This is a genomic window from Vibrio iocasae (genome assembly GCF_042245395.1).
In the GTDB taxonomy this organism is placed as follows: Bacteria; Pseudomonadota; Gammaproteobacteria; order Enterobacterales; family Vibrionaceae; genus Vibrio; species Vibrio iocasae.
On record NZ_CP145310.1, the window covers coordinates 1,135,143 to 1,150,721 of the forward strand.

Sequence of the window (15,579 nt, forward strand, 5' to 3'; positions counted from 1 at the left end):
TATGCCTTTCGAGGCTCAACTGGAATGGCCTGTCATATATAGGTCAATCGCAGCGTTGAGTTTGATGTTTTTGTGCCCCAAATCAAACTATGCATCACATTGACGTTGTCGGCCTTTGTAAATATGGCTAGTGCCACTAAACACTTAGTTCAGATACTGACGCTTTTATTCTTTTTTAATTCCTATGACTGTAAGTTTTAGGAAGTCAAAGAGAGCAAGCATTGTTGTTGGTGTATAGGAATGACAGTCTTATTTCTGATAAATCGGTAATAAAACAAAGGATTATGCCAGTTTATCATGAGCGAACTATGGCTTTATTCTGAAATTTATCAATAATCATCACCCGCGACGCTCGTAACGTTTTGCGAGATGTTCGTTTATCCACTATATCTAATATATAAATCTAATAATAATGTCCCAACGTTCGTATTGGCTTAGTTTGTCATCCTGGAGCTAAGCATGAAAAAAATATCGATTAATTCGCGTTTGTACCTTTTATCCATTGTTCCGCTACTTATTCTCGCGGGCGGGTTGGTGTTTGAAACTTATTTAAAAATGACCGAACTGACTTCTGCACAAACACAGATGGTGCAAGGTCAAATGGTTGAGATGAAGAGAAAGGAGCTCAAGTCATACGTTGAAATCATTGACACCGCACTGGCTCCGTTGAAGGCGCACAATGCCCCCATCGAAGAGGTCATTGAAGAGCTGTCTAGCATTAAATATGGCACAGATGGTTACTTCTTTGGTTACGACAGTAAGGGAACGCGCCTTTTTGTTGGTACCGGAACAAATGGAGTCGGAGATAACTTTTGGAGCTCTAAAGATGCGCAGGGCAATTTGTTTATTCAAGACATCATTCGAAATGCGAAAAGTAACTCTGGTTACACGTCTTACTTTTTCCCAAAACCGGGAGAGAGTGTCCCTTCCGAAAAACTCAGCTACACCGTCTATGAACCTCAATGGGATTTAATCATTGGTACGGGGTTCTATCTGGATGACGTTGAGTCAACGGTGAGTAAGATAGATGCAATGTCAACATCTCAAACCATGGATAGCTTCATGACTATTTTGACTATCGGGGCCGTCATTATTTTGGTCGCTGGCGTATTTGCTTTTGTTGTTGCCCGCTCTATTCAGGTTCCACTGAAACAGTTTGACCAGGCTATTGAAGACTTTGCCTCTGGTAGAGGTGACCTGACCGCTCGTATCAATAACTTCAACGTTCCAGAGTTCGAAAGGTTAAGCAAGAACTTCAATATTTTTGTAGAGAACCTCCAAAGCATTATCAAGAGCGTGGCTGGTGCGAGTCACGATATAGAACACGAAACCAGTCATATGCGTGCTCGAGCCGAGCAAGTTGATACTTTGTCCATGCGCCAACGAGAAGAAACGGAGCAAGTAGCCACGGCAATGACAGAGATGACGTCAACAGCTCAGGAAATATCAAGTAACGCAACAGGCGCGGAAGAGGCCGCTCACTTAGCCGATGACCGAGCCAAGCACGCCGTGACGACCGTAAACACCGCGATAGGCTCAGTAGAGTCACTGGCGGAGTTAACGTCTCGTGCTACGGACGCCATGGGTAAGCTTGAAGGCAACGTAGAGAACATTTCATCCTCGTTAAATGTCATTCAAGAAATTGCTGAACAGACAAATTTGCTGGCTTTGAATGCGGCTATCGAAGCGGCCAGAGCTGGTGAACAAGGACGAGGCTTTGCGGTTGTTGCGGATGAAGTAAGACAGTTGGCCAGCAGGACTCAACAAAGTACACAAGAGATTACCGAGGTTTTGTCAGAGCTGCGCAGTGCAACCAGCGAGGCTGTTGCAGCCATGGGCAGCAGTAACAGTCAAAGTGCATTAACGGTTGAACAGGCTTCCAATGCTGGAGAGGCACTTCAGGAAATTCTCAATGCAGTAGCAACCATTATGGATATGAATGCGTTAATTGCCACCGCAACCGAAGAGCAAAGCCAAGTTGGGATGGAGATATCTGAGCGCATCGTCGTGATTTCGGATACCAGCCATGAAACCGCTGACATTGCTAATCTAAACAAATCCACCAGTGGAGAGCTCAGCGAAAAAGCCAAGGATTTAAATGGATTAGTGGGTCAGTTTGTGGTTTAGCTGCTTACTACTTGATAAATGTCATGTAGAACGACTCATCACTCTCTATAATTCACGCCTGATTGATGGAGTCTTGATAATCATCTTGGTGAATAAGTGAAAAGTAGAGAGTGCAGTTGTACAGAGTTGTTGGCGGTCATGGATACGTTGCCAGACAGAGTATTTATTATATCGGAGTTTGGCGAGTTTCTAGATGTGTTTGGCGGTATCGATACCAATGTTTACTATGATTCAGGCAAATTAATCGGGAAATCACTCTCAGATATCATGAGTCACGCACAAGCGAGCGAGTATTTAGGGGTGATATCTAGGGCCATTTCAACCAACAGGACGCAGAACCATCTTTACAGTTTCACTCCTCAGGAGATGACACTGATGCCTGACGCCATTATCCCTACAGCCATTCAATGGTATGAAGGCCGTGTGCATCCATTGAGCCAACCTCATAAAGAGCAACCTGCGGTTGTATGGATATCGAGAAACATTACCGACAGCCATGAACTAAAAGAGCATCTTAAACAACTTTCGGAGCACGATGACCTAACAGAGTTGTTGAATCGCCGGGCTTTTAGCGACCAGGCAAAACAATGCTTTGCTTGCAGACAACGACTTGGCGTCTATACCAGTTTGCTATTGATAGATATTGACCACTTTAAATCGGTGAATGACCAGTTCGGGCATCCCTATGGGGACGAGGTAATTAAAACGGTTGCGAACATACTCAGGGAAGAAGCCAGAGATACCGACAGTGTGGGGCGACTTGGTGGAGAAGAGTTCGGAGTGCTACTTAGTCATACGGATATGGATGATGCAAGACAAGTCGCAGACCGCATACGAAAAAAGATTGAGAGTCACCGATTGTCCTTTTTTGGAGAAAAGACTCAAGTCACCGTGAGCATCGGTGTGAGCCAAATACAAAGCCGTGATACCGACCAAACGGACGTGTTTCATCGCGCTGACGCTGCGCTTTACGCATCGAAACAAAATGGCCGAAATCAGATAACAGTTAAGATTTAGTGCATGGGTGTTTACTGCAAGGCATGAAGTGCCCCTTATATGAATTACCAATTAATGGCTGACGAGAGCACGTTAATACCGAGGAAAAAATGAAGACGAGATACAAATATGAACAACTTTTAACGATAACGGTTGATAATGCTCTGCTTCACCTTTGGATTCATGTTGCGCAATCCAAGCGATTTGTCCCGACATCGACTCGCAACCAGGTGCTCATTAACTGGATAAAGCCAAAAATTAAAAATGCTCAGTTTAAGCTCGTTAAAAATGATTTGAAGTCGATGATTAAGGTGGCGAGAGAAGGAGCCAACCTGGAAGAAAGACTTTGCGAACTTCGAGCGCTTTCTCTTGACTATCAAAGTAAACTTACAGACATGCATAAGCTGCACTATCTTCTGGAGCATCTCAGAGTAGAGCATGATGTGCACTCCGAACAGTTAGAAGTTATAGAGGCTTATACTCCGAACACGATGTATATCGCGCAAAAAGAGATAGAAGAGAGTTTCTCCGAAAGCAACGAACAAATCACACCAATCAAAGGTTTGTACACCGGGGATGATATAGAAACGCTTATTCAACGTATTGAAGCATTTGGCGAACACAGTGTTGAGCGGTTAGGTCACCAAGTTGATGGTTGTTATACTTTTGAACTAACAGCACATCCTAGTTCGAACTCAGCAAGGCTTGCTTGTTAAAGCCGCCTTATTTGCCTTGACTCTATGGGTTACGGTTTATGCAGGAAAGGAATGATATGTCGATTGAAAGACGGTGGGAAGAATGGCTAGACAGTGACCCTTTTTCCGGTGCCCCAGACACCTCTAAGCCCTATAAAGTCAAGCCTAATTCTGCCGTCCCAGAGCCATTTAAAGGCGCTAAAGCGGAAGAGTTTGTAGAGCTTACTGGGAACAGCGACAAACTTGCTAAATGGTTGCGCTCTGTTACTGAATAAAGCTTTCACTCCCCCGTCATCAACTATCTATAAACTATTATCTATACAACAAGTCGTCTGATTTACATGACTCTTTGATTAATTGAATTCTATGGCATTAAGCTCAACGTATTGAATGTCTGCTTCAAGAGTTTTTAATAGAACCACCTCCTGCAACTGTATTTGTGTTGAAAATGCTTAGTATGCAATAGCTCACTACGCAGCTAATTAAATAATGATGTTTATGGTCAACCCGTTGCTCATCCGCTATCTTTAAGTAATGAGTTATCAAAGCGATAAGAATGATGACTACCCGATTTAAGTGGGTAAAACATGTGTGTTTATCAAGGATAAATATGCTATGCCCAAAGGGCTATCCTTTCTAATTCCAGAGTTTTTTTGAGGTGTCGATGGACTTATTTACCAGTACCAACTTAGTAGAAGCGATGGTAAAAGATCCACCTGAACCACCATGGATCATACTTTTGGTTGATGACGATGAGCAAATGCATCAAATTACAAAGCTCGCTTTAGCTGGGTTTCAGTTTAAAGGAAGGGGATTAAAGCTGCTCACCGCCAACTCGGGAGCGGAAGCGAAAAGCAAGATGGAAAGTCGAAACGACATTGCCTTAGCGCTTATCGATGTAGTGATGGAAAGTGAACATGCTGGGTTAGAGCTGGTCAAATACATTCGTAAAGAATTGAAAAACCATATGACGCGACTTGTTCTACGTACAGGCCAGGCTGGGCAAGCCCCAGAAGATATCGTGGTACGAGAGTATGATATCGATGATTACAAGGAAAAAACAGAACTCACAAAACAAAAGTTAAGGACATTGCTCTACTCCATGCTGCGTTCCTATTCTCAGATGTGTGTCATTAAAGAGCAAAAGAAAGGACTGAACAACGTTATCATAGCCTCTGCGCATGTTCAGAATGCAGATACATTTAAAACTTATGCAACTGAGGTTCTCAACCAGCTCACTTCTCTCTTATGTAATACCTCTTCTGCGTTTTTGTGTGTCGTTCCAAAAGACCATGAATGTAGTGAAGCAAGCGTACTAACGTTAGCCGCAACTGGAGATTACGCAACCATTGATTCCGCAGTATCCTTTAGCTCGTTACCTGTTCATGTTACCAAGCGATGCCGACAGGCCATAAACATCCATCAATCTCAGCAGTATCCAGATGCTTATGTGTATTGTCATTCGAGTAAAGGGACGTTGACCGTACTTCTCTACATAGAGCTTCATACGGCGTTAAGTCCGCTCGACAAGCAGTTACTTAAAATATACACAACCAATATAGCGCTGACGTTCGACAAGCTGAACTTGATGAAAGACCTCCAAGACACTTCAAAAGAACTGGTATTTAGCTTAGCCAATGCGCTTGAGGCTCGAAACAAAGAAACAGGCGCCCATGCTCAGCGAGTTGCTAAATGCAGCGAATTGCTGGCGAGTTATTATGGTTTGAGTGATTTGGAGGTTCTTAGGATAAAGTATGCTTCTCCCTTGCATGATATTGGGAAAGTGGCCATTTCAGACCTAGTTTTGAATAAATCTGGTGAACTAAATGCTAAGGAATGGGAAGAAATGCAAAGGCATGTTGAATACGGTGTCGATATCTTAGGTCAATCGAAAAGTCCCTTGATCAAAGTGGCAGCCGAGATCGCCGGTACACACCATGAAAAATGGGATGGAAGTGGGTACCCAAATCACCTGAAAGAGGAAAATATTCCTATCAGTGGACGAATAACGGGACTTGCTGACGTTTTTGATACGCTAGGTTCGAAGAGGAGCTACAAAGAACCATGGAGCAGTGAACAGGTTCGGGATGAGATAGTGTGTCAAAAAGGTAAGCACTTTGATCCCAAACTCGTCGAGATTCTACTTGAACACTGGGATGAGTTTATTTTGTTGCGTCAGAAATACCCGGATTAGCTGCAACAAGTACGCTGATCACTTTAAAGGTGCTCCTCAGTTGAACAAAAATGCACAAAAGCAGACCCTTCAACCTTTTTTAATAATAGGCTGAGATACAAGATGGCTACGCAAAGTTAAAGGGCTTTTCACGCTGTACTTCATTCCTTATGGTTGATAGGCGCAGCCAATAGCTTCTTGACTTTGTCTACTGACAGAGGTTTCTCGAAAAAATATCCTTGGGCATGGTCGCAACCATTTTTTGTTAGGAAACAAGCTTGCTCTTGATTCTCAACACCTTCAGCAATGATCTCAAAATGCATCGTTTTAGCCAATGCAATGATGGATAAGACTAGTGCTCGGCTATCCTCATCATGTTCGATATCAGCGACAAAAGAACGATCGACTTTCAACCTATCCAGCGGTAGTCGCTTCAAATAACTGAGAGACGAATAACCTGTACCAAAGTCATCCACTGATATTGTGACACCATAGGCTCGAAGTTTTCTCAATTGTTCGACGGAGTCTTCAAACTGCCCCATTACAAAGCTCTCGGTTATTTCAAGCTCTAGGCATGTCGGTGGGAGACCTGTATCGGTAAGTATTGTGAGGACTTCTTCATAGAAATTGGTCTTCCTGAGCTGGACGCCAGAGACATTAACAGCAATAGTACCAAACTGCAGACCTCGTCGCCGCCAGGTCACCGCGGTGTTGCACGCTTTTCTCAGTACCCACGAACCCAACTCACCCATTAGCCCTATTTGCTCTGCCATTGGAATGAATATCGATGGTGAAACGCTCCCAAGTTCATTGTTTGTCCAGCGTAGCAACACCTCTAAACCGCTGAGTGTCTTCTCTTTGATATGGACTTGTGGCTGAAAATACAGTTCAAGCTCGTTTCTTTCCATGGCACCACGCAATGCATTCTCGACACGGGAACGATAGAATAATCGCTCCGATTCATCCTTGCTGAAAAAGGCAATTTGGTTACGACCTTGTTGTTTTGCCCGGTACATTGCTGCATCAGCGTTAGATATAAGCGCCATTGGATTATGTGTGTCATCGGGATATTGGCTTACACCAATACTGGCTGTGATGTGGATTGTGCCGCTGGTGACCTCAAAGGGCCGAATAAAGGCTTCGCGAATCCGCCCCAACGTGTGAGTTATTTGATCGCCACGCTCACTCACCTCAATGATCGCGACGAATTCGTCACCGCTGACTCTGGATATAATGTCTGTTGAACGGATACTTTGCTCCATACGTCTTGCGACCCGGACAAGTAATTCGTCACCGATGGAATGTCCCATGCTGTCGTTAACATTTTTAAACCGGTCTAAGTCGATAAACAAGGCGTAAATAAGGCTATCAAAGCGTTTCGCTCGCTCCACGTACTGATGAAGCCGTTCTTGCAACTCAAGTCGATTGGGTAGTCCTGTTAAGGCATCATGGTGAGCCAGATAGCTCAGACGTTCCGACGTTTTCTTTAACTCACTAACATCACGAAAGACACCAATAATGCCCGATAACTTTCCTTCTATATCCGTAAAAGGAAAATAACGGACTTCGAGATGTGTAACTTTATGGAGATTGCAGTTTTGGCGTTCGTAAAACACTGGGGTACCGAGTAACGCTTTATTGATGTATGGCTCTGAAAAATGGAAGCTTTCATCACCCAAGACCTCTTTGACTTTCCGGCCAATGACGTCTTCTGAGGATAGCTCGAACAAGTTAAGATAATGGTCGTTCGCTGCTAAGTATTTCTGCTCCGTATCGATAACCGCAAGCATATCGTTGGACGAGGTGAACAGCTTGGCGTATATCTTCAGCTGATTCTCTGCTTCAACTCGGGTTGTAATGTCATGGATAACACTGAAAAGGTATTGGTCACCTTGGGCTCTGATAGGGCTTGAATAGACCTCAACATCTCGAACCTTACCGTTAGACAGCTTGTGCTTAAAGATGAAATGATTCCGTTTCATCTTTTTCGCGTTTTGCATTTCCGCTGCGACTTCGGAGTGGCTTAACTGGTTTATCTGAGAGATGTACTTTCGGGTGATGATGTCTTTGTTGTACCCGTAAAAATCTATGGCTGCGGGATTGGCATCGACAATTTCTCCGTCTGTAGGAGAAATGATGAGCATAGGCACTTTTGACTCGTTAAAGATGCTGGTATAGACAATCCTCTTTTTTTTCAAGCGGTTGTGTTATCATCATGCCTCCCTATGCACATCTTTGACTCAATTCGAGTAACTGACTCCGTATTCTTATGGTTTACCCCATGAGTTACAGAACGATGCCTCATCAATCCCCATTTAGCGCTATCTTATTTTGATGATATAAACTCTCTCATTAGGTCATCTAATCGGTGCACCACTTGCTCACTCGCGCTCTCCATTGCATTGACTGACCGTATCAGATGGTGGTTATTTTGAGTTGCCCCTGATTTCATGGCGGCCATACCATGTTCATGCACCAAACGGTGTGGCTCTTCAAGTAACTGAAAACTTCGGAGATGTTGATAGTATTTGCCATCGCCGTTGTAGTACCAGTTCCCCAACCGACATGATTTATGGTCTGTAACAGGCTCATTAAACGATTGCTTCTCTAAAAGGGTATAAAGGTTGTTTTTCCAGACCGCATGGTCCAGTTTTACGGTGTCTAAGAAAGCCCGAGTCGACGCAACTTGAATCACACCTTGCATATGCTCAGACTTCACAATGACTTCATTGACAATACTACCAATTTGCGCAGATGAGGCGGACACTTCTTCTGCACATACCTGGTTTTCATCGATGGTGATTTTAATGGCACCAACCTGGTCAAGCACTTGTTTAACCAGACCGTTTATTTGTTCACTCGCATCATGGGCTTTTCCGGCTAACGTTCTCACTTCGTCAGCAACCACAGCAAAGCCTCTGCCAGCTTCTCCGGCGCGAGCCGCTTCAATAGCCGCGTTGAGCGCTAGAAGGTTTGTCTGGTCCGAAATTTCTTGAATCGTAGAAACAAGCGCGCTAATTGAATTCACCGTAGTGTCGAGAACCCCCACCGCTTCCGTGCTACTTGTGGCTTGCTCTCCAATCTTGTCGGCTCTGGTTTCCAGTCTTGCCAGTGCTTGATGCGTCTGGTCGAACATCTCATCCAGTAATTTGAGCTCTTTATTCTCTGTGTATAATGACTCTGCGCTCTCTGCGAGGCCACCCCGAATGGCATCTAACATCGTACCGCCTTGCAGGCTGCTTGACATGAGTTGGGTGCCCATATTGCAATGCGCTTTTTCGGTATCTGCTCGCTCATTAACCTCACTGAGTTGGCCTTTCAGCGCATCAATTTCAGCCTGATAATGGCTTTTGAGGTTTGACAACTCATCTTTCAACACTTGATTTTCAACAGCCAGTTTTCTTGAACCAAACATAGTCACCTTGCCTTAAAAGCTTTTGTTATAGTATTACGCTTTAACTATATGTCAGTATACATATATTCACCCCTCAAATATAAGACGCCCCTCATATTCGTCACGCCCTAGAGTGCAAAAGAAGTCTCTTCAAGTATATCAAGCAGCAAGAAAATTCAGCGTTTCCCTTCAGACAGCTCTTCAATCCAACGGCTAGCCCAACGAATTTGACATTCCACTTCCATTATTTTTTTGTCGATACACAGAAGCTCAGTGATACCCTGCTGTTCTCGATCTTTCATCGTCAAGAGCGTATTTTCGAGTTCGCTTTTATAGGCGATACAACAACGGTGGTATTCAGACAATACACAGCGTTGCATCTCTTTATCATTATCCAGAGCGTACAGTTGGACCAACATCGAATCACGCACAGCTGGAAGGGGGACTGATTGCTGCGAGAGTTTTTCAAGTTTTTTACAGCCATCTTTTGTTATCGTGTATCGATGCCTGTCAGGCTTACTCGTTTGTCGTTCCGTTTTTTTTAAGATAAGTTGAGACTCTACTAATACTTTCAGCTCTCGGTAAATTTGTTGGTGGCTGGCCTTCCATATATGGCTCAATCTGGTGTTGAGTGTCAGACTAATTTCATACCCTGTTAGTCCTGAGGTATTTTGTTTGATTAAAGAAAGGATCATTGCTTGTAAGGTCATGGTATTTGATAACAAGTTTCATGGTTGTGAGATAAACGTAGACTACTGGTTGCCTATATGTATTGACCACACTCACAATATGGTGAATGCAGACAACCCCTGTTGGCCACAGGTCATTGAGAAATAAGCGTCTTAGAATAGAAGGTTTGATTGTTTAACGAATTAGGAACGGCATTACTTTATAGAGAGTAGATGGGGTTTGTACTATGCTTAATTGATAAATGGATGTTTTACTCTAAACCAGAGTATGACTCGGACTACCACTAAGATTCGTTGTCATCAGTAAATGAGTATGGGTACCGAAACAAACATATACCAAAGAAACGCTGGCTACCTTTCACAAATCGCCTCTGCAACCCCTGCGCATATATTTGTCGCGACAGAATCCGGGGTTTGTGTGGATGTGTTTGAAGACTCTGAACGCCCCTTTCCTATAGAGCAGAGTGTATGGATTGGTAAATCAATCTATGACATTCATGACAAAAAGACGGCCAACAACATACTGTCCACTGCAAAAGAAGCCATTTTGCACAATAAACCCCAGACTTTAAGGTACAGCTTTCGGCTTAAGGATTTTTATATCTACCCGAAAGAGAAACGAACAGATGAGATGGTCTGGTATGAAGGAAAAGCCATACCGATTAACTGTACACACCAAGGAAATTTGTTGGTGATATGGGTAGCTAAAAATATCACCGAGCAACGAATGCGCACATGCCAGTTGGAAGCGCTGATTGAAACCGACGAGCTGACAGGCGCAATGAACCGTCGTGCCTTTTTCAACCGGCTCAACGAGGCTTATCAGGTTTATAAGAGACATAAACAAAAAACATGCGTTCTTATGCTAGATATTGACAATTTTAAAGCCATCAATGACGGACTTGGTCACCTTACCGGAGATGAAGTGCTTAAGCATATCGCTAGGGTTGGTCAGACTCAGCTTCGAGAGTTTGATTGTTTTGCCCGAATTGGCGGGGAAGAGTTTGCTGTGATATCTCTTCAAACCGATGAAAATCAAGCTTTTAAGCTTGGTGAACGTATCAGGAAGTCCATTGAAGACGCCCCATTCTATTTCCAAAATGAGACATTCATAGTAACAGCAAGTGTTGGCGTAGCAACATTTGATAGCAGTGATGATATTGCGACCCACATACTTCGCAGAGCCGACAATGCAATGTACCAATCTAAACAAGCGGGAAAAAATAAAGTGACGTTATATCAACCCATGCCTTTCCAAAAAAATCGAGACGAGCTTAGTCGAGAGCCGACATAATTAGACGGTGACCTAAATAGGCTTAAATGCCTTTTTAGGTATCCACCATCATACCGCTCTACTTCTAAGCTTTCTAATGTAACCCCTAGTATTTTTAACACGAGGGCAGCGTGGTTTGACAAGAGTGAGTAACACTTTCTAGAATTTAGAACGATTAAAAATACAACTAAAATACTCTGGAACTAACGAATGGAAAATCGACCATGCAGCTGTCCCGAGCTTGCTGCGGTATTGAACACCTTACCAGACAGAGTCTTTATCCTGTCCGAGTCCGGTGTTTTCTTAGACGTATTTGGTGGAATGGATACCAATGTCCATTGCAATTCGGGCAAGCTTGTCGGTAAATCTCTCTCTGATATTATGAGTCATGCGCAGGCCAATGAGTATGTCGGTGTGATATCTAAAGCGCTATCTTCTGGCAAGACTCAAAACTATTTGTACAGTTTTTCCCCTCAAGAATTTCCCGTGTTACCAGATGCGATTATCCCAACGAAGACACAGTGGTATGAGGGACGAGTACATCCACTAAACCAACGTCATAAGGGTGAAAACGCTGTCATATGGATTGCCAGAAACACCACTGATAGTTATGAACTAAAACAACACCTCAAAGCACTTTCAGAGCATGATGACCTTACAGAACTGCTGAATCGACGAGCATTTCGCAATCAGTCAAAACAATGTTTTGCGTGTCGTAAGAGACATGGAACATATACCACTTTGTTGTTGATTGATATCGATAAGTTCAAGGATGTGAATGATAAGTTTGGACATCCGTTTGGAGACGAAGTAATCAAATCGGTGGCCAACATATTAGTTGAAGAAGCCAGAGAAACGGATAGCATTGGCCGCCTGGGCGGAGAGGAGTATGGTATTTTACTTGGCTATACTGACCTGAATGATGCACAACATGTGGCAGAGCGGATTCGAAGTAGAATCGATGAACAGCGCTTTTCATTTTTTGGTGAAACAACACATATCACGGTGAGTATTGGCGTTAGCCAAATATTAAGTTCAGATACAGATCAAAGTGCTGTGTTTCATAAAGCGGATGCAGCTTTATACGAATCTAAGCAAAACGGCAGAAATCGAGTCACTGTCAAAATATAACTGAAAGCTTGCTGACAATCAGTAGGCTAAACGACAATGTAATACACATCTACCAGATACACTTTGCGTAAGCTAAGACATTGAAGTAAAACTTTGTCTGCATAATAATTCGATATTTCAGAGGTTAAACGGTTTGTACTTATGGACATAATTGTCCAAAACCTTTCACCAGTAGTTTTTCGTCTGATATTAGGAAAAGTTGGGCTAATTCTGGCGAAATTTATCGGTCGAGAATCTCGCTAGCTTAGAAAGGGGCAAAGGTGCGATAGAGCAATCTATCAGATTTAGTTACATCGTTGTTTCAGCTCTTATAGATTCAGTCCAGACTAATCCAAAACACATTCAGAACAGTCATAGACCTTTAAAAACCGTGATCCCAATAAGCTCCCTAATCCTTTATTCAATTGTGCGTCAATCTTATCTCATAGCCTCTAAACAATTAACAACTAACACTTATCCTTTGGCCCATTTTTGGTCATCGACTCTGCCCTAAACAAAGACTAGCATTTATAGATACCTCATTAGCCAACCTTATGGAAAATTCTATCAACGTAACCAAATTTCCCTCTTCTCAGCCCTAGCCATTCATCGATATCACTTTCCAACCAGCATACGGTTCTGCCCTCAAGCTTGATCTGCTTCGGGAAACGACCTTGTTTGATAAAACTATAGATACTTGAACGGCTAAGACCCGTCTTTTCTTTTACTTCTTCAATTCGAAAAAATCGCATAGTTGTTTCTCGCTACTCATTAAATACTGTCAAACGTCGAGTCGGGAGAAGCGACGCCTTTCCCTCAGCGACTATAGAAATGGCGTAGCATATTGCCTCGTCGGACACTGATTGATGCGTGTACGATGATGCTGGAAGGTCGAGTACTGAGATAAAGTCCCCGTGTACTGTCGTTCAGTTAACTGACTAAGGTAATAAAAAGCTATTTGCTTATTAGCGTGACCCTCAAGTGTATTTTCATCCAGGATAATGAAGTTATCGATATCTGAAAATGCGACATAGTTGTGGATCGTACTAATCCATTGTTTTACCACTTGTGACCAAGATTCTCCCATCCAATAACGGATTCTGTCTGGAAGATCTTCCATATCTACGTCATCAAAGGCTTTCAGATCAAAAAGCACCGCAACCCGATAACAAGCCCCCCCATCACCAAGTTCTTCATACTTTGAAAATGCATTTAACTTGCACTCTTTTTTATTAAAAGGGGGACGGTCTAATTCAACATTTACTCTCCTCTGCAGTAGATACATCCAACGATTGATATGTTCGGTTTCTGATATCCCTCCTGCAGGTACTCCTGCCAGACTTACCCTAACCATTAGAACCTTTGGTCGTTGATGATGATATCGCCTTAACCTCTCAGATAATCGAAGCAAAGCCGCATGACTTAATTCATAGAGGTCAGTAGCCACGGGAAAGCTATCAAATACCGGCGCGGTATAACCTTTGGCACTACTGTGTTCTGGCTTAGTTGAAACGATACGGTAGTCCATACATCCTCCTTAAGAATCACGCTGGTGGATTTTAGATAACATCCACTGGTTAACTTCTTCCTCTACCCATGCAACCGCTCTTGGACCAAGCTTCATTGGCTTGGGAAAGGAGCCTCTTCTGCACATCTTATAAACCTGCGATTTAGATAAGCCTATGCGGCTCGTTAGTTCCGGCAATCGTATTCCTTTCATAAACACCTCATGTCTTTCGATTCATAACAATAGGCATTTTTTGTCCACAAACGTCTCCCGAGATCCAAATCAGCCATGAGAGCGACTCCCACTTAAAATAAAAGCATTTCAGATACTTAATATCCTGGTGAGTATTACTGATATTAAGGAGCCCTACTACACAACGTCACTTCACCATACCGCATCCGGCATCCAGCTCCGGTTCATCTGCGAACCTGTCCCTAATCAACTCCGTGCATAGCATTTCATACCCTGCCTGCAAGGCTCATGGGTAGAGCCTTGCTTTGCCTGAAATAAGTGAAAGAACAACAATGGCAAAACATCGAAAACCCAGTATTGCTGATGGCATCTCGTTTGCCTTCGAGCTGTATAAACAAATCCCAGTCCGACGCAAAATAACCGCCTCCGAACTGCAGGCTGAGCTAAAAGAGATAAACCTGGAGCGGGATATCCGTACCATCCAGCGTAACCTGGATGTGTTAGTGCGTTATTTTGACGTAGAGAAAGACACCCGAGATAAGCCGTATGGCTATTCACGCAGAAGCAACAACAAGCGCACGGTAGGAGCTAGAGAAGCGATCATACTGTCACTGGCCGAAGAGCAGTTAAGGCAGGTGTTGCCAAAAGAAATCATGAGTGCGGTTGAGTCCACCTTCACGGAAGCCATGATTCAATATGCGCCACTTAATGAAGAAATGGATTTACTCACTCCAACGAAGGTCCATATCCATTCCACCAGCACCACGCCCTTGCAGGAGATACAAAGCAGCGTTTTCGAAAACCTGTGTATTGCTCTGTATCACAGTCGTAAGATCAGTCTCACCATTGAAACCACTACAGAGATGAAGAACGAACCCTTTGAGGCAATGCCACTTGGTCTACTGGCGTTTGAAAATATCTTGTATTTGGTTTATCAGAGCAAATCAAAACCGGATATAGAACATATTCCACTAAACCAGATTCAGCGATTGCATGTTTCTACCTACAGTTTCACCTACCCAACCAATTTCGACCTCAAACGATACAACATAAACGAAGCGAATCCGTTGAATAACCATACCTACCTGAAACGTTCGATGGACTCCTCCATCAACCTCCGTTGAGCAATCTTCCGGCATGTATTGCCTTTATAAGTGCTAGCATCAATGTGCTTGTACAGGCATATCCTTTTGCCTCTTGTTCGGTAAAGCACGTCATGAATGCTATATCGACAAAGGTGTTGGTTTAGCGATTCTCTGTGCTGAAATTTGCCATCGCGCTTTTTTGCTTATTAACTCCAAAGCGAAAAGTGACACGGTGATAGGGGAAGGCAGCCCCGCTCAACCAGTATTCGTTGTATCACAAACAGCCCCAGGTTCTAATTCAGCCTGGAGCATAAGGGAGGGGAGACGACGGTCTCCCC

14 protein-coding genes are annotated in these 15,579 nt (G+C 43.4%); 8 read left to right on the top strand and 6 right to left on the bottom strand.

Annotated features, from left to right (window positions below; translation table 11 throughout):
• The first annotated feature begins 459 nt into the window (after window positions 1-459).
• From SNR28_RS05135 to SNR28_RS05155, 5 genes are all read left to right on the top strand, one after another.
• The gene (locus SNR28_RS05135) at window positions 460-2,127 is read left to right on the top strand and encodes a methyl-accepting chemotaxis protein (protein ID WP_375748141.1); all 1,668 of its coding nucleotides are present in this window, start codon (window positions 460-462) and stop codon (window positions 2,125-2,127) included.
• Between the two features lie 96 nt (window positions 2,128-2,223).
• Window positions 2,224-3,144, top strand: coding sequence for a diguanylate cyclase (locus tag SNR28_RS05140; RefSeq protein ID WP_375748142.1), 921 nt, complete (start codon window positions 2,224-2,226; stop codon window positions 3,142-3,144).
• Between the two features lie 89 nt (window positions 3,145-3,233).
• Complete coding sequence (locus SNR28_RS05145) at window positions 3,234-3,839, top strand: DUF2913 family protein (RefSeq protein ID WP_375748143.1); 606 nt, start codon at window positions 3,234-3,236, stop codon at window positions 3,837-3,839.
• Between the two features lie 56 nt (window positions 3,840-3,895).
• On the top strand, window positions 3,896-4,093 hold the full coding sequence (locus SNR28_RS05150; RefSeq protein WP_375748144.1) for a hypothetical protein: 198 nt from the start codon (window positions 3,896-3,898) through the stop codon (window positions 4,091-4,093).
• Window positions 4,094-4,482: 389 nt separating this feature from the next.
• Window positions 4,483-6,012, top strand: coding sequence for a DUF3369 domain-containing protein (locus SNR28_RS05155; RefSeq protein WP_375748145.1), 1,530 nt, complete (start codon window positions 4,483-4,485; stop codon window positions 6,010-6,012).
• Between the two features lie 140 nt (window positions 6,013-6,152).
• Here the strand turns inward: SNR28_RS05155 and SNR28_RS05160 are convergent, their stop codons facing one another.
• From SNR28_RS05160 to SNR28_RS05170, 3 genes are all read right to left on the bottom strand, one after another.
• Complete coding sequence (locus SNR28_RS05160; protein WP_375748146.1) at window positions 6,153-8,189, bottom strand: EAL domain-containing protein; 2,037 nt, start codon at window positions 8,187-8,189, stop codon at window positions 6,153-6,155.
• A 128-nt stretch (window positions 8,190-8,317) separates the two neighbouring features.
• Window positions 8,318-9,406, bottom strand: a complete 1,089-nt coding sequence (locus SNR28_RS05165) for a methyl-accepting chemotaxis protein (RefSeq protein ID WP_375748147.1) — start codon at window positions 9,404-9,406, stop codon at window positions 8,318-8,320.
• A gap of 155 nt (window positions 9,407-9,561) precedes the next feature.
• Window positions 9,562-10,095 carry a PadR family transcriptional regulator gene (locus tag SNR28_RS05170; protein ID WP_375748148.1) on the bottom strand — a complete coding sequence of 178 codons (534 nt, stop codon included), beginning with the start codon at window positions 10,093-10,095 and terminating at the stop codon, window positions 9,562-9,564.
• 292 nt (window positions 10,096-10,387) lie between these two features.
• Here SNR28_RS05170 and SNR28_RS05175 point away from each other — a divergent pair, with 292 nt between their 5' ends.
• Both SNR28_RS05175 and SNR28_RS05180 read left to right on the top strand, forming a co-directional pair.
• Window positions 10,388-11,368, top strand: a complete 981-nt coding sequence (locus tag SNR28_RS05175; protein WP_375748149.1) for a diguanylate cyclase — start codon at window positions 10,388-10,390, stop codon at window positions 11,366-11,368.
• 189 nt (window positions 11,369-11,557) lie between these two features.
• A complete protein-coding gene (locus SNR28_RS05180; protein ID WP_375748150.1) occupies window positions 11,558-12,478 on the top strand; it encodes a diguanylate cyclase in 921 nt (306 codons plus the stop codon).
• 521 nt (window positions 12,479-12,999) lie between these two features.
• On the opposite strand, the gene SNR28_RS05185 is transcribed toward SNR28_RS05180, so the two are convergent.
• The 3 genes from SNR28_RS05185 to SNR28_RS05195 form a co-directional block, all read right to left on the bottom strand.
• Window positions 13,000-13,209, bottom strand: coding sequence for an AlpA family transcriptional regulator (locus tag SNR28_RS05185; RefSeq protein WP_375748151.1), 210 nt, complete (start codon window positions 13,207-13,209; stop codon window positions 13,000-13,002).
• Between the two features lie 71 nt (window positions 13,210-13,280).
• A complete protein-coding gene (locus SNR28_RS05190; protein ID WP_375748152.1) occupies window positions 13,281-13,985 on the bottom strand; it encodes a hypothetical protein in 705 nt (234 codons plus the stop codon).
• Window positions 13,986-13,994: 9 nt separating this feature from the next.
• Entirely contained in the window at window positions 13,995-14,177 is a 183-nt protein-coding gene (locus SNR28_RS05195) for a helix-turn-helix transcriptional regulator (protein WP_375748153.1), read from the bottom strand.
• A 311-nt stretch (window positions 14,178-14,488) separates the two neighbouring features.
• Here SNR28_RS05195 and SNR28_RS05200 point away from each other — a divergent pair, with 311 nt between their 5' ends.
• Window positions 14,489-15,280 (top strand): helix-turn-helix transcriptional regulator, encoded by a 792-nt coding sequence (locus SNR28_RS05200; RefSeq protein WP_375748154.1) that lies wholly within the window; start codon window positions 14,489-14,491, stop codon window positions 15,278-15,280.
• The last annotated feature ends 299 nt before the right edge of the window (window positions 15,281-15,579 follow it).